13 protein-coding genes are annotated in these 14,246 nt (G+C 61.1%); all 13 read left to right on the top strand.

All coding sequences use genetic code 11. The features are described 5' to 3' along the window. The first annotated feature begins 19 nt into the window (after positions 1 to 19). Positions 20 to 1,243 (top strand): GTP-binding protein, encoded by a 1,224-nt coding sequence (locus FHX09_RS19765; RefSeq protein WP_132590192.1) that lies wholly within the window; start codon positions 20 to 22, stop codon positions 1,241 to 1,243. 26 nt (positions 1,244 to 1,269) lie between these two features. Then, a complete protein-coding gene (locus tag FHX09_RS19760; protein ID WP_007800008.1) occupies positions 1,270 to 1,578 on the top strand; it encodes a hypothetical protein in 309 nt (102 codons plus the stop codon). Positions 1,579 to 1,617: 39 nt separating this feature from the next. After that, entirely contained in the window at positions 1,618 to 3,762 is a 2,145-nt protein-coding gene (locus FHX09_RS19755; RefSeq protein ID WP_132590194.1) for a peptidase domain-containing ABC transporter, read from the top strand. Further along, the gene (locus FHX09_RS19750; RefSeq protein ID WP_132590196.1) at positions 3,759 to 5,165 is read left to right on the top strand and encodes an HlyD family type I secretion periplasmic adaptor subunit; all 1,407 of its coding nucleotides are present in this window, start codon (positions 3,759 to 3,761) and stop codon (positions 5,163 to 5,165) included. The genes FHX09_RS19755 and FHX09_RS19750 overlap by 4 nt, the downstream gene beginning before the upstream one ends. A gap of 130 nt (positions 5,166 to 5,295) precedes the next feature. After that, the gene (locus tag FHX09_RS19745; protein ID WP_132590198.1) at positions 5,296 to 6,189 is read left to right on the top strand and encodes a PaaX family transcriptional regulator C-terminal domain-containing protein; all 894 of its coding nucleotides are present in this window, start codon (positions 5,296 to 5,298) and stop codon (positions 6,187 to 6,189) included. Positions 6,190 to 6,380: 191 nt separating this feature from the next. Beyond that, a complete protein-coding gene (gene pcaF, locus FHX09_RS19740; protein WP_132590200.1) occupies positions 6,381 to 7,586 on the top strand; it encodes a 3-oxoadipyl-CoA thiolase in 1,206 nt (401 codons plus the stop codon). Positions 7,587 to 7,611: 25 nt separating this feature from the next. After that, the gene (paaA, locus tag FHX09_RS19735; protein ID WP_132590202.1) at positions 7,612 to 8,616 is read left to right on the top strand and encodes a 1,2-phenylacetyl-CoA epoxidase subunit PaaA; all 1,005 of its coding nucleotides are present in this window, start codon (positions 7,612 to 7,614) and stop codon (positions 8,614 to 8,616) included. Positions 8,617 to 8,680: 64 nt separating this feature from the next. Further along, positions 8,681 to 8,965 (top strand): 1,2-phenylacetyl-CoA epoxidase subunit PaaB, encoded by a 285-nt coding sequence (gene paaB / locus FHX09_RS19730; protein ID WP_016557520.1) that lies wholly within the window; start codon positions 8,681 to 8,683, stop codon positions 8,963 to 8,965. Next, on the top strand, positions 8,965 to 9,744 hold the full coding sequence (paaC, locus tag FHX09_RS19725; RefSeq protein WP_007799993.1) for a 1,2-phenylacetyl-CoA epoxidase subunit PaaC: 780 nt from the start codon (positions 8,965 to 8,967) through the stop codon (positions 9,742 to 9,744). The genes paaB and paaC overlap by 1 nt, the downstream gene beginning before the upstream one ends. 16 nt (positions 9,745 to 9,760) lie before the next feature. Beyond that, positions 9,761 to 10,285: a 1,2-phenylacetyl-CoA epoxidase subunit PaaD gene (gene paaD / locus FHX09_RS19720; RefSeq protein ID WP_132590204.1), complete on the top strand. Its 525-nt coding sequence runs from the start codon at positions 9,761 to 9,763 to the stop codon at positions 10,283 to 10,285. Between the two features lie 26 nt (positions 10,286 to 10,311). Beyond that, complete coding sequence (paaE, locus tag FHX09_RS19715; RefSeq protein WP_007799988.1) at positions 10,312 to 11,388, top strand: 1,2-phenylacetyl-CoA epoxidase subunit PaaE; 1,077 nt, start codon at positions 10,312 to 10,314, stop codon at positions 11,386 to 11,388. Positions 11,389 to 11,415: 27 nt separating this feature from the next. Further along, positions 11,416 to 12,171 carry a Phenylacetic acid catabolic protein gene (locus FHX09_RS19710; protein WP_132590208.1) on the top strand — a complete coding sequence of 252 codons (756 nt, stop codon included), beginning with the start codon at positions 11,416 to 11,418 and terminating at the stop codon, positions 12,169 to 12,171. A gap of 16 nt (positions 12,172 to 12,187) precedes the next feature. Further along, positions 12,188 to 14,245: a phenylacetic acid degradation bifunctional protein PaaZ gene (gene paaZ, locus FHX09_RS19705; protein ID WP_132590210.1), complete on the top strand. Its 2,058-nt coding sequence runs from the start codon at positions 12,188 to 12,190 to the stop codon at positions 14,243 to 14,245. Position 14,246: the final 1 nt, after the last annotated feature.

The raw sequence follows: 14,246 nt of genomic DNA, 5'->3' as shown, positions 1-14,246 counted from the left end.
AGCGGGTGGGGGAGTATCAATGACAGGTGGCGACAAGCGCCTCCCAGTAACGGTTTTGGCGGGTTTCCTCGGCGCGGGAAAAACAACCATCCTCAACCATGTATTGCGTAACCGGGAGGGTCGCCGGGTCGCTGTGATCGTCAACGACATGAGCGAGATCAACATCGATGCCGAGCTCGTTCGTGATGGCGGCGCCAACCTCTCGCACACCAATGAAACACTGGTTGAACTCACCAATGGGTGCATCTGTTGCACGCTGCGCGACGATCTCTTGAGCGAGGTGCGTCGGCTTGCTGCCGATGATCGCTTCGACTACCTGCTGATCGAGGGCACCGGGATCGCCGAACCTCTGCCGATCGCCGCCACATTTTCCTTCCGCGACGAAAATGGCAGTGCGCTCTGCGACGTCGCGCGGCTGGATACGATGGTTTCCGTCGTCGACGCGGCAAACCTCCTGGCGGATTACGCGAGCGCAGATTTCCTCAGTGATCGCGGTGAAACTCGTGCCACCGATGACGAACGAACACTCGTCGATCTCCTCGTGGAACAGATCGAGTTTGCCGATGTCGTTGTGATCAACAAGGTCTCGGAGGTCAGTTTAGAAACACGCGCGATGGTGCGCCAGATCGTTGCCGCGCTTAATCCCGATGCCCGTGTCATCGAAACGGACTTCGGCGATCTGCCGCTTTCCACGATTCTGGATACCGGTCTTTTCAGCGAGGCGAAGTCTGCTCGTCACCCGTACTGGCACAAGGAGCTCTACGGTTGGGGCGATCATGTCCCAGAAACCGAAGAGTACGGTATTTCCAGCTTCGTCTATCGCGCACGCCGCCCCTTTGACCCGGCTGCGCTCGATCGCTTTCTCGCGCAGCAGTGGCCGGGCCTCATCCGCGCCAAGGGGCACTTCTGGCTGGCAACACGACCGAATGAAATCGGCCTGCTTTCCATCGCCGGCACACAGCGGCGCACCGACACAAAGGGCTTCTGGTGGGCGAGCGTGTCCAAGGCACATTGGCCACGTTATCCGCAATTCCGCCAGTTGCTCGACCGCCATTGGGACGCAGTCTGGGGCGATCGCCGCCAGGAACTCGTGTTCATTGGCGCGGGCTTCGATCAGCAGGCAATCAGCGCCGCGCTCGACGACTGCCTGATCGGAGAAGAGGCAGGCTTTGACCCCGATCTCGGCAGAGGTCTCTCGGATCCGTTCCCGGCCTGGCAACACGCACAGCATCACCATCCATGATCACTCATCCAAACGAGGAGACGACAATGAGCAATGAACTCTATGCAGACGGAATTGGCGAAATCACCATCACCGGCACCATCGTGCGCATCGATCTGATGTCGCTGTCGGCCACCGAGCGCGATGCGAGCAACAACCCGAAGCCCGTCTTCCGCCAGCGCATCATCATGCCGGTCGACGCTTTTGCGAACGCAGTCGACCTGATGCAGAAGGCACTGGGTGGATTGGTCGAGGCCGGTGCCGTGCGCCGTATCAACGATCAGCCATCAAGCCCGAAGGCTGAAATCATCCAACCGTCGGGTAGCGCGGTAAACGCCTCACCCAATTTCAACTGACCAAAAAGTTCCTCTTCAACGCAGACACTCGGGTGGGCCATGAGTACATTTTTGCACACCAATCTACACTGCCTTGCACTCGTCGCGCGCCATCACGGCGTCGATCTGTCCCCCGAGCGCCTACAGCACGACTATGCTGTCGACGAGCGGCCGGTCGAAGTCCGGCAACTGCTGCGCATGGCCAAGGATGCTGGACTGCGCGCACGGCAGATCAGCCTCTCCTGGACTGCGCTGCTCCAGTTGGGGGAGGCCTTCCCGGTTCTAGCGGAACTCGAAAACGGCAACTGGGTGGTCATTGCCGGCCCCGCCATGGGTGAGGAGGAGGCCAAGATCAGGGTTCTTGACCCCCTGGCCGTGCGCCCTGACTTCATTCTCCTGAACGAGGAGCAGTTCACCAGATCCTGGCGTGGATCCGTGGTGATGCTGAAGCGAAACTTCAGTCTCAATGATGCCGACCAGCCCTTCGGCTTCCGCTGGTTCATTCCCGAGATCATCAAACAGCGCAGCTTCTTCCGCGATGTTGCCCTTGCCGCCATCGTCCTCTACGGCCTTGGCCTGATGACCCCGATCTTCTTCCAGCTCGTCATCGACAAGGTGCTGGTTCATCAAAGCTATGCAACGCTGACGGTCCTGACCATTGGCATCGCCATTGCCCTTGTCTTCGATGCTGCCTTCAGCTTCCTGCGCCGCTACCTGTTGCTCTATGCCACGAACAGGATCGATATCCGTATTGCAACCCGCACCTTCGGGCATCTGCTCAATCTTCCAATCGCTTTGTTCGAGCAGGCATCTGCAGGTGTTCTCGTCAAGCACATGCAACAAACCGGCAGGATTCGCGAGTTTCTGACAGGCCGCCTCTTCCTGACGCTCCTCGACGGCGTTTCCTTGCTGGTCTTCATTCCGATCCTGCTTCTCTACAGCGTGAAGCTGACGCTCGTCGTCATCGGCTTTGCCGCGCTTGTCGGTCTCGTCGTCATGCTTCTTGTCGGCCCATTCCAGCGCCGTCTCCAGGCGCTCTACAAGGCTGAAGGCGACCGGCAGGCCCTGCTCGTTGAAACCGTTCACGGCATGCGGACCGTCAAGTCGCTGGCGCTTGAACCGCGCCAGCGTCGCGCCTGGGATGACTATTCGGCGCAATCGATATCCGTGCGTTTCCGTGTCGAGAAAATCTCCACCGTCGCTCAGTCGATGACCGGGCTTCTCGAGAAACTGATGAGCGTCGCCATTATCGGGCTCGGTGCCCTTGACGTCTTCAGCGGCGCCATGACGATTGGCGCCCTGGTTGCATTCAACATGCTGGCTGGGCGGGTCTCGGGTCCGCTTGTCCAGATCGTCACTATGGTGCATGAGTACCAGGAGGTTGCGCTTTCGGTGCGTATGCTGGGCGAGATCATGAACCAGCGTCCGGAACAAGCCGGTCGCGGTCGCGGCATCCGCCCGCATCTCAGAGGCAACATCGAATTCGACAAGGTAACGTTCCGCTATGGGCCGGATGGGCCCCCTGCGCTCGACGACGTCTCCTTCAGTATTCCCGCCGGCTCCGTATTTGGCGTCGTTGGCAAGAGCGGTTCTGGCAAAACCACGATCACTCGCCTGATCCAGGGTCTTTATCAGAACCAGCAGGGCATCGTTCGAATGGATGGTTATGACAGTCGGGAGATCGACCTCGTGCATCTGAGAACGAGTACTGGCGTCGTGCTCCAGGACAACTTCCTGTTTCGTGGCACCGTTCGCGAGAACATCGCGGCAGCAAAGCCCGATGCAAGCATCGAGGAGATCATGGAGGTCGCGCGTATTGCCGGCGCCGAGGAGTTCATCGAACGGCTTCCGCGTGGTTTCGACACAATGCTGGAGGAAAACGCCTCGAACCTGTCCGGCGGGCAGAGGCAACGCCTGGCCATAGCCCGCGCACTCATCACCGATCCGAAACTCCTGATCCTGGATGAGGCCACCAGCGCGCTTGACCCCGACAGCGAGACGATCATCCGCCAGAACCTCAGCCAGATTGCGGCCGGGCGAACGGTGGTCATCGTTTCGCACCGCCTCTCCACGCTTGTCGATGCCGATGCCATCCTCGTCGTCGAACGGGGCAAGATCGCCGATATCGGCAGGCATGATCAACTCGTGACGCGCTGCATGACATACCGTCACCTGTGGTCTCAGCAGATGAGGCAGGTAGCATGAATACGCGCGCTGAAAAACCAAAGGAGAACCTGCCTGTTCCGACGGCGGCCCAAGTCACGCAACCAGCCCTCAGGCGCTCGTTTCCAGCTGCAATCGCAGAGTTCCAGTCAGATGCTGTGGAACTTGAAGAGCGCGCGCCGCCAAGGGTCGCCCGCATGACGCTCTACGGCATTACTGCGCTGATTACCGCGGCAATCGTCTGGGCGTCGGTATCGTCGATCGATGAGGTCGTCGTCGCACCCGGCAAGCTGATTACGACCCAGCCGACCATCGTGGTGCAGCCGCTGGAGACATCGATCATCCGGACAATCAATGTCACCGCCGGGGAGATCGTCGAAAAAGGTCAGGTGCTTGCTACGCTCGATGCGACGTTCAGCCAGTCTGACGTCGATCAGCAACGAGCCAAATTCGTAGCCCTCGACGCCCAGGTAAAACGCCTGGAAGCCGAGCTTGACGGCACGGACTACACCAAGACTGCCGGCTTGTCGCGCGACGAACTGCTTCAGATGCAGTTGTTTGGGCAGCGCCGCGCCTATCATGCGGCGCAGTTGCAGAACTACGATCAGCAAATTGCGGCCCAGGCGGCGACGATTGCCTCAAGCCGGAACCAGGAGGCAGTCCTTGCCAATCGACGCGAAACGCTGTCGCAGATCGAAGGCGCCAGGGAACGGCTATATGATCGCGAGAGCGGATCTTTAATAACACTCCTGGGATCGCGTGATGCCCGTCTTGACGTTGAGACCAGCCTTACGGCTGTCCGGGGCAAGGCCGATGAAGCCGAGCATACCTTCGCCAAGCTCAAGGCGGATCGACAGGCATTCATTGAAGACTTCCGACGCGCCGCCATGGAGCAGCTTGTAGACCTGCGTAGCCAGCGCGACACTGCGGCCGAGGAACTGAAGAAGATGGAACTCCGGCGCGACATGGTGGCACTGACGGCACCAGCCAATGCCGTCGTGCTCGACTTGGCGGCGCGCTCGGTCGGCTCGGTGGTTCGAGAGGCCGAGCCCATCGTGACGCTGGTTCCTCTCAATGTACCGCTGGAGGCCGAGGTCTCGGTCAATACGCGCGACATTGGCCGCATCACCACGGGCAAGGAAGCGCGGATCAAGTTCGATGCCTATCCGTTCCAAAAATTCGGGACCGCGTCAGGAACGGTTCGAACGGTGAGCCGTGACGCGTTCACGCCATCTCAGCAAGAGGCAGCGACTCAAACAACCGCGCCTTACTTCAAGGCACGTATCCCGTTGGCGGATCCAAGGCTGAAAGGCTCAGACGAGCCCGTGCGACTTTTGCCCGGTATGACCGTTTCAGCCGAGATCATGGTCGGTCATCGCACCGTCATCTCATACTTCCTCTATCCCATCCTGCGAGGACTGGATAGCGCAATTCGGGAGCCGTGATACGAAGGGAGGCACCATCGGTGCCTCTCGAACAACAGCTGCATCGCGATTTCGCCCCCCACGACGTGGTGGGGGTGCGGCGGCCTGCTGAATATGATAGATCGCACCGCCACCATCCAAGGAGGAGCCGGTGACGGCAGCGACCAACCAGGCAGATGTCCAGGCCAGCGACCTGATCCGACGGATTCTTGCCGAAAGCCCGCTGAAGGCAGCGGGCTTTATCGTGACAATCTACGGCGATGTCGTCGAGCCGCGTGGCGGCATCGCATGGATCGGCAACCTGATCGAGACCTGCGCAGAAGTCGGCATCAGCGAAACGCTCGTGCGCACTGCCGTCTCTCGGCTTGTCGCCGCCGGCCAGCTCTCCGGAGAAAGAGAGGGTCGACGCAGCTATTACCGGCTGTCGCGTTCGGCCGGCAGCGAGTTCGCGGCCGCGGCACGCGTGCTTTTCGGCGTTCCCGAAGAGAGCGGATGGCAGTTCGTTCAGGTGATGGGACCGGCCGTCGAAGAGGCCATGCAGTCGCTCAGGCGTGCCGGCCATGCGCGTCTCAACACCCGCCTTGCAGTTGGTCCTGCAAGGCCGATGGCAGCCGCAATTCCTGCCTTGATTTTCCGCGCAGACGTCCCGCAGGACCACAATGCTTTGCAGGCGTTTGCCTCCGAATATTGGGATCTTGCAGGTCATGCGGAGGCATACCAAACATTCCTGACGCAGTTCCGCGCCCTATCCGATTCGCCCAGCGCCCCCGGTTTTTCGCCCTTGATGGCGCTGACGATCCGGCTCCTCCTCGTGCATCGCTTTCGCACAGTTCATCTGCACGATCCAAGGCTGCCAGCCGCTGCACTTCCCGACAACTGGCCAGGCAAAGCGGCGCGGCAGCTGTTTGCACAGCTTTATCGACGGCTTTCACCCGCAGCTGATGCGTTCGTAGCCCACACCTTTGTGACAGCCTCCGGCCCCCTCGCCGCTTCAACGCCTACAACGGACTTTCGCCTCGAGATGCTAGCCCACGAGGCCATTTAGCTCTCCGTTCCTAGGCTTTTCAGGTCGGTTCGCGTCTTTTGTGCTAGAATTTTCCTCGTTAACATTAAACATCACACATCTTCGCAAAAAATCCATTGATCTGTGACATATCGCATGATAAATACATGACCGATCGGTCGGTTAATCAATACAAGATTGATCGGTATCGTGGGAGCAGGAGGAAGTCGCGCATGTCGGAAGCGTTCATCTGTGATGCCGTTCGCACACCTATCGGCCGCTATGGCGGTGCGCTTGCTGCGGTTCGCGCAGACGATCTGGCAGCCCTCCCCCTCACTGCGCTGATGGAACGTAACCCTGAGGTCGACTGGAGCAAGGTCGACGACCTCATCTACGGCTGCGCCAACCAGGCTGGCGAAGACAATCGCAATGTAGCCCGCATGGCCGTGCTGCTTTCGGGCATGCCGATCACCATTCCCGCGACCACCGTCAACCGCCTGTGCGGCTCCGGCATGGACGCCGTCGGCATCGCGGCAAGGGCGATCCGCGCCGGCGACTGTGACCTCGTGATCGCCGGTGGCGTCGAGAGCATGAGCCGGGCACCTTTTGTCATGCCGAAGGCAGACAGCGCTTTTTCGCGTGCCAATGCCGTCTACGACACGACGATCGGTTGGCGCTTCGTCAATTCGAAGATGAAGGCTGAGTTCGGCGTCGATTCGATGCCGCAGACCGCCGACAATGTGGCGGCCGATTTTGGCGTCACCCGCGCCGATCAGGACGCGTTTGCGGCCCGCAGTCAGGCCCGCTGGGCGGCGGCCCAGGAAGCCGGCCTGTTCGTTGACGAATTGGTCAGCGTCAAGGTTCCGCAGAGAAAGGGCGATCCTATTGTCGTCGACCGCGACGAGCATCCGCGCCCCGGTACGACCGTCGATCAGCTTTCCAAGCTCAAGGGCGTCAATGGCCCGGACCTCAGCGTCACCGCTGGCAACGCCTCAGGCGTCAACGATGGTGCTGCGGCCCTTGTCGTCGCAAGCGAGGCGGCCGCGAAGGCGCAAGGTCTGACACCGAAGGCCCGCATCGTCGCAATGGCGGCGGCCGGTGTCGAGCCGCGGATCATGGGCGTTGGTCCAGCACCGGCCGCCCGGCGTGTGCTCGAACGCGCAGGACTGACCATCGGCCAGATGGATGTGATCGAACTGAACGAGGCATTTGCCGCCCAGGCGCTCGCCGTGCTGCGCGATCTGGACCTTCGCGACGATGCACCCCATGTCAATCCGAACGGCGGCGCTATTGCGATGGGCCATCCGCTGGGCATGAGCGGCGCCCGATTGGTCACGACGGCAGCCTACCAATTGCACCGTCAGGGCGGTCGCTATGCGCTTTGCACCATGTGCATCGGTGTCGGCCAGGGCATCGCCATCATTCTCGAGCGCGTCTGACGCGCGAAGGCAGAGGAGACGAACCATGTACGCACAGATGGTCAAAACCGACAGCGCCCGCGTCAAAACGCTTGATGAGATGGATCCGGTCGAACGTGCCTTTCAGGTGCGCATCGATGCTGGCCAGAAGATCGAACCGAAGGAATGGATGCCGGAAGGCTATCGCAAGACGCTGATGCGCCAGATCAGTCAGCATGCGCATTCCGAAATCGTCGGCCAGCTGCCGGAAGGCAACTGGATCACCCGCGCCCCGACGCTGGAGCGCAAGGCGATATTGCTCGCCAAGGTGCAGGACGAGGCCGGCCACGGTCTTTACCTCTACTGTGCCGCCGAAACGCTCGGCATCAGCCGGGACGAGATGTATGAGCAACTGCATAGCGGCAAGGCGAAATACTCCTCGATCTTCAACTACCCGACGCTGAGTTGGGCCGACATCGGCGCAATCGGTTGGCTGGTTGATGGTGCGGCGATCATGAACCAGGTGCCGCTGCAGCGCTGTTCCTACGGGCCTTATGCCCGCGCCATGGTCCGCATCTGCAAGGAGGAAAGCTTCCATCAGCGGCAGGGCTTCGACATCCTGATGAAGATGGTGAAGGGCACGCCCGCCCAGAAGGAAATGGTCCAGGACGCGCTGAATCGCTGGTGGTGGCCGTCGCTGATGATGTTTGGTCCCTCTGACGACGCATCAGTGCATTCGGCCCAGTCGATGTCCTGGAAGATCAAGCAGAACTCCAATGACGAGCTGCGCCAGAAGTTTGTCGACCAGACAGTCCCGCAAGCCGAATATCTCGGCCTGACGGTACCGGATCCGGATTTGAAATGGAACGAGGAAAAGGGCGGCTATGATTTCGGTGAGCCTGACTGGACCGAGTTCTTCGCCGTCATCGCCGGCAATGGCCCATGCAATGCCGAGCGCCTCAGCGCCCGACAGAAGGCATGGAACGACGGCGCGTGGTTCCGCGATGGTCTCGTCGCCCACGCCGAAAAGGCAGCCGCGCGCCGCACCGCCAGCCGTATCGTCGCCGAGTAAACAGGAACACAAGGCGGCCCGGGACGAGGAGCCCGGAGCACCGCGCATCAGGGAGAAATATCCGATGTCCAGCGAATGGCCTCTTTGGGAAGTCTTCATCCGCGGCCAGCACGGCCTCAATCACCGGCATGTTGGCAGCCTGCATGCACCCGATGCCGAGATGGCCGTCAACAACGCCCGCGACGTCTACACCCGTCGAAACGAGGGGGTGAGCATCTGGGTGGTCCGTTCCAGCGATATCACGGCAAGCGCACCGTCGGACAAGGGCCCGCTGTTCGATCCGTCGAACTCCAAGGTCTATCGCCATCCGACGTTCTTCGACATTCCCGATGAAGTGGGGCATATGTGATGAGCGCCATCTCCAATACGACCGTCAGCCCGACGGCACTCTTTGAGTTCCTGACGCGGATCGGCGACAACACCCTGATCCTCGGTCATCGCGTATCCGAGTGGTGCGGGCATGCGCCGGCACTGGAAGAGGACATTGCTCTCTCCAACACCGCGCTTGATCTGATCGGACAGACCCAGCTCTGGCTCGGCCTTGCCGGCGAGATCGAAGGTAGGGGGCGCAGTGCCGACAACCTTGCCTATCTGCGCGATACCCGCGATTTCCGCAACGTCCTGCTCGTCGAGCGCCCAAACGGTGATTTCGCAAAGACGCTGATGCGTCAATTCCTGTTCGACGCCTGGCATTTCCTGACGCTGAAGGCACTGTGCGCCTCCACCGACAAGCGCATCGCCGACATCGCCGAAAAAACCTCGAAGGAAGTTGCCTACCATCTCGATCGCAGCCGCGATCTGATCATCCGTCTTGGCGACGGCACCGCCGAAAGCCACCGGCGAATGCAGGAGGCGCTTGACGATCTGTGGGCTTATACCGGCGAGCTTTTCGTGGGCGACGCCTCAGATGCCGAGCTTGCTGCGGCCGGCATTGCACCGGAACCCGAAAGCCTCAAGGCCGCGTGGGACGAGCTGGTTGATGACGCGCTTTCAGAAGCGACGCTGAAGAAGCCGGCCGACGGCTTTATGCATAAGGGCGGCAAGCGCGGCGTTCATACAGAGCACATGGGCTTCATCCTCGCTGAACTGCAGTTCCTGCAGCGCGCCTATCCGGGCGCGAACTGGTAACCGGAAGGAGGCGGTTATGATAGCCGCGACTTTGCCTTCGATCGCCGATGTCTGGCAATGGCTTGAGGAAGTCCCGGATCCGGAAATCCCGGTGATCTCGCTTGTCGATCTCGGCATCATCCGCGGTGTCGCCTGGAAGGAGGACACACTGGTCGTGACAGTGACGCCGACCTATTCCGGCTGCCCGGCAACTGCGATCATCAACCTCGATATCGAGCAGGCACTCAAGGAAAAGGGGATCGACAAGCTGCGGCTGGAACGCCAGCTTTCGCCTGCCTGGACAACCGACTGGATCAGCCCGGCGGGTCGCGACAAGCTGCGCACCTACGGCATTGCCCCGCCGGTGGACGGCACCGCGATAGATGGCATTTTGCGCCAGCGTATCGACCGGCTGTCCGGCCGCTCCAATCTGACAATCGCCTGTCCGCGCTGCGGATCGACGAACACGGAAAAGATCAGCCAGTTCGGCTCGACGCCCTGCAAGGCGAGCTATCGCTGCACCGACTGTCTTGAACCATTCGACTACTTCAAGTGCATCTGACCCTTTTGCCCAGTGAGGTCCGCAATATGGCGCGTTTCCATTCCCTTCAAGTCACCGACGTCAGGCGCGAGACGCGCGATGCCGTGGTCGTCACGCTCGCTCCGCAAGACGAGGACCGCGGTGCGTTCGATTTCACGCAAGGCCAGTACCTGACGTTCCGCCGCAAGTTCGACGGCGAGGAGCTGCGCCGGTCTTATTCGATCTGTGCTGGACGTGATGAAGGCGTCCTGAGGGTCGGCATCAAGCGGGTCGATGGCGGCTGCTTCTCAACCTGGGCGAATGAAGAATTGCGGATCGGTGATAGGCTGGAAGCGATGCCGCCGATGGGCGCATTCTTCACCGCGATTGAACCTGAGATCTCCAAAAGCTATCTCGGCTTTGCCGGCGGCAGCGGCATCACGCCGGTGCTGTCCATCATCAAGACGACGCTTGCGCGCGAGCCCCGCTCGCGCTTCACGCTCGTCTACGCGAACCGCCAGATCAGCTCGATCATGTTCCGCGAAGAACTGGAGGACCTGAAGAATACTTATCTTGGGCGGCTCTCCATTCTGCATGTGCTGGAAAGCGAAGCCCAGGACATCGATCTCTTCACGGGCCGTATCGACGCTGACAAATGCGCAGCACTGTTCAAGCACTGGATTGACCTCAAATCAGTCGACACCGTCTTCATCTGCGGCCCCGAACCGATGATGCTGACGATCGCAGCCGCCCTTCGCGATCGCGGCATGCGCGAGGAGCAGATCAAGTTCGAGCTCTTTGCGTCCTCGCAGCCCGGCCGCGCACGCCGAAAGAGCGAGAGTGCTGTCGCTGCCGACAGGGGCGCGGCATGCGAGGCGACAGTTACCCTCGACGGCGCGACCCGCGTCTTCAAGATGCCGAAGCAGGGACAAACACTGCTCGAGGCCGCTCTTAAGAACAGCATGGACGCGCCCTATGCCTGCAAGGCAGGTGTCTGTTCCACGTGCAGGGCCAAGGTGATTGAGGGCGAGACCGAGATGGAGGTCAATCATGCGCTGGAGGACTACGAGGTCCGCCAAGGCTACGTGTTGACCTGCCAATGTTATCCGCTGAGCGACCGCGTCGTGGTCAGCTACGACCAGTAAGGTGGCGAGAGCGAGGGAGGAATGCCGATGTCCGATACGATGCCGATCGAGGAATATCTGCTCAAGGGCGGCGTGCTGACGTCGCCTGACAATGTGACCCCGCGCTATCGCGGCGAGCTTCTGCGCCTGATGGCGAGCTTCGTCGACAGCGAGCTTGCGGGTGCGGCCGGCTTTGCAGACACGATCAACGATGCGCCGGGCATCAAGGAACGCATTGCGTCCGCCAAGATCGTGCTTGAAAAGACCGACCACGCCGGCCGCGTGCTGGAGATCATGGGCAGCTTCGGTGCAGACACCGACCGCTATGCCGTGCATCATCCGTGGGGTGCCCGCCTGACGCGTGAGGCCGATATCGGCGCAGCACGCCAGGGCGGCGACATGCGCCTCTCGGTCTTCCACTATCCCTTGCAGGGATGGATCGACGCGGTTGTCATGAATATGCTGATGGGCACTGCAGGCACCATCCAGCTGCGGGAACTGACCCACGTCTCCTACCAGCCGCTCGCCGAAGTGTTCCGCGCGATTCTGCCGCGAGAGGCGCATCACACCGAACTTGGCATCGAGGCGCTGAAGCGGATTGCTGAAAATGAAGACGGAGCGACGGCCGCGCGTGAAGCGATTGCCTACTGGCGCCCGCGCGTTGCGGCAAGCTTCGGACTCTCCGGCTCGACCCGCTACGAAACGCTGGCGCGTTTCGGTCTGCGCCATACCCCCAACGAGGCGCTGCTATCTGAATGGCAGGCAGCCGTCGATGCGCAGCTTGCTGCGCTCAATCTGAACTGACCGGAAGGATAAGACAATGAACGTTCTGGTAAACCCGCCGCGCCGCCTCCAAAGCTATGTCTACGGCCGCTGGGTTCCCGGCACGAAGGATGGCGCCGAACTGCTTGATGCCTCGACAGGCGTGCCGGTGGCGTTGATCGATTCCACCGGCGTCGACTTTGCGGCGTCTTTGGCGTACGGCCGCCAAAAGGCAGGCCCGGCGCTGCGACGCATGTCGTTTCACGAGCGCGCCGCCATGCTGAAGGCGCTTGGCCAGGCGTTGATGGACCGAAAGGAAGAATTCTACGCCCTTTCGTCGGCAACCGGTGCAACGAAGGCAGATAGCTGGATCGATATCGACGGCGGTATCGGCACGTTATTGTCCTACGCCTCAAAAGGCCGACGCGAGCTGCCCAATACCCGCGTTCTCGTTGATGGCGACGTGGAAACCCTGTCGCGCGACGGTACTTTCTCGGCCCGGCACATACTGTCGCCGCTGCAGGGCGTCGCTATTCATATCAATGCCTTCAACTTCCCGGTCTGGGGCATGCTGGAGAAGCTGGCACCGACACTGCTTGCGGGGATGCCGGCGATCGTCAAGCCGGCGAGCCAGACGGCCTATCTCACCGAACTCGTCGTCCGTCGCATGGTCGAAACCGGTCTGTTGCCGGAAGGCGCCGTGCAATTGATCTGCGGCTCCGTCGGCGATCTGCTCGACCACGTCGACGGCCAGGATGCTGTCACCTTCACCGGTTCGGCCTGGACGGGCCGAAAGCTGAAGACGCATCCTCCGATCATTGAGAATTCGGTACGCTTTACCATGGAGGCCGACAGCCTCAATGCCTCGGTTCTCGGTCTCGATGCCGCCCCCGGGACGGAGGAGTTCGATCTTTTCGTCAAGGAGGTCTCCCGCGAAATGACCGCAAAGGCCGGGCAGAAGTGCACGGCCATCCGCCGTGTCATCGTACCCCGCGCCTATTGCGAGGCACTGGTTTCCGTCCTTGGCGAGCGTCTTGGCAAGACTACGCTTGGCAATGCCACCGATGAAACCGTCCGCATGGGCCCGCTTGCAAGCCTTGCCCAGCGTGACGAGGTTCGCCAGCGCATCCGCGATCTCCTCGCCGATGCCGAGATCGTCGTCGGCGATCCAGATAACCCGCGCATTGTGTCGGGTGATGCCGAGACAGGCGCCTTCCTCAATCCGGTCCTGCTTTATTGCGACAAGCCCTGGCAAGCCAAGGCGGTGCACGATGTCGAAGCCTTCGGCCCGGTCAGCACGGTCATGCCTTATGACAGTGCCGAGGAGGCGGTGGATCTTGCCCGTCGTGGCAAGGGAAGCCTGGTATCCTCGGTCTTTACCAACGACCCTGCCTTTGCCGAAGAGGTCGTTCTCGGTATGGCCCCCTTCCACGGCCGCGTGCTGATCGGCAACCGCGTGAGTGCCAAGACGTCGACCGGGCATGGCTCACCGCTGCCGGGCCTGGTGCACGGTGGTCCAGGACGCGCCGGCGGTGGCGAGGAGCTCGGTGGGCTGCGCGGCGTCAAGCACTACATGCAGCGCACCGCCGTGCAAGGTTCGCCCACACTTCTGTCGGCGGTCACGGGCCGTTGGGTTTCGGATGCCGAGGTGCGCAAGGATGGTGAGCATCCCTTCCGCAAGTCGCTGGCCGAATTGCGCATCGGCGACCAGCTGGTCACCGGCACGCGCAAAGTCACGCTTGAGGATATCGAGCATTTTGCCAATTTCACCGGTGATACCTTCTACGCTCACATGGACGAGGAGGCTGCCCGCGCCAATCCGTTCTTCGATGGGCGCGTTGCCCACGGCTATCTGATCGTTTCCTTCGCTGCCGGTCTCTTCGTCGACCCAGCCCCTGGCCCGGTTCTCGCCAATTACGGGGTCGACAACCTGCGCTTCCTCACGCCAGTCAATCCGGGCGATACGCTGCAGGTGCAATTGACCTGCAAGGAGATCAACCCGCGTATCGGCGCCGAGCATGGCGAAGTGCGCTGGGATTGCCGTGTTAGCAACCAGAGTGGCGCGACGGTTGCTCAATACGACGTGCTGACGATGGTGGCCAAGACAAGGGCTTGAT

This window comes from Rhizobium sp. BK538 (assembly GCF_014197575.1).
GTDB lineage: Bacteria > Pseudomonadota > Alphaproteobacteria > Rhizobiales > Rhizobiaceae > Rhizobium.
The sequence above is the reverse complement of the archived record's forward strand: the minus strand, read 5'-3'. Positions and strand labels throughout refer to the sequence as shown.

What these genes read in the sequence shown, in the direction of transcription:
- FHX09_RS19750 (WP_132590196.1), top strand. Translation starts at nt 3,759, where the DNA reads ATGAATACGCGCGCTGAAAAACCAAAGGAGAACCTGCCTGTTCCGACG.
- pcaF (WP_132590200.1), top strand. Translation starts at nt 6,381, where the DNA reads ATGTCGGAAGCGTTCATCTGTGATGCCGTTCGCACACCTATCGGCCGC.
- paaA (WP_132590202.1), top strand. Translation starts at nt 7,612, where the DNA reads ATGTACGCACAGATGGTCAAAACCGACAGCGCCCGCGTCAAAACGCTT.
- paaZ (WP_132590210.1), top strand. Translation starts at nt 12,188, where the DNA reads ATGAACGTTCTGGTAAACCCGCCGCGCCGCCTCCAAAGCTATGTCTAC.
- FHX09_RS19760 (WP_007800008.1), top strand. Translation starts at nt 1,270, where the DNA reads ATGAGCAATGAACTCTATGCAGACGGAATTGGCGAAATCACCATCACC.
- paaE (WP_007799988.1), top strand. Translation starts at nt 10,312, where the DNA reads ATGGCGCGTTTCCATTCCCTTCAAGTCACCGACGTCAGGCGCGAGACG.
- paaD (WP_132590204.1), top strand. Translation starts at nt 9,761, where the DNA reads ATGATAGCCGCGACTTTGCCTTCGATCGCCGATGTCTGGCAATGGCTT.
- paaC (WP_007799993.1), top strand. Translation starts at nt 8,965, where the DNA reads ATGAGCGCCATCTCCAATACGACCGTCAGCCCGACGGCACTCTTTGAG.
- FHX09_RS19755 (WP_132590194.1), top strand. Translation starts at nt 1,618, where the DNA reads ATGAGTACATTTTTGCACACCAATCTACACTGCCTTGCACTCGTCGCG.
- FHX09_RS19765 (WP_132590192.1), top strand. Translation starts at nt 20, where the DNA reads ATGACAGGTGGCGACAAGCGCCTCCCAGTAACGGTTTTGGCGGGTTTC.
- paaB (WP_016557520.1), top strand. Translation starts at nt 8,681, where the DNA reads ATGTCCAGCGAATGGCCTCTTTGGGAAGTCTTCATCCGCGGCCAGCAC.
- FHX09_RS19710 (WP_132590208.1), top strand. Translation starts at nt 11,416, where the DNA reads ATGTCCGATACGATGCCGATCGAGGAATATCTGCTCAAGGGCGGCGTG.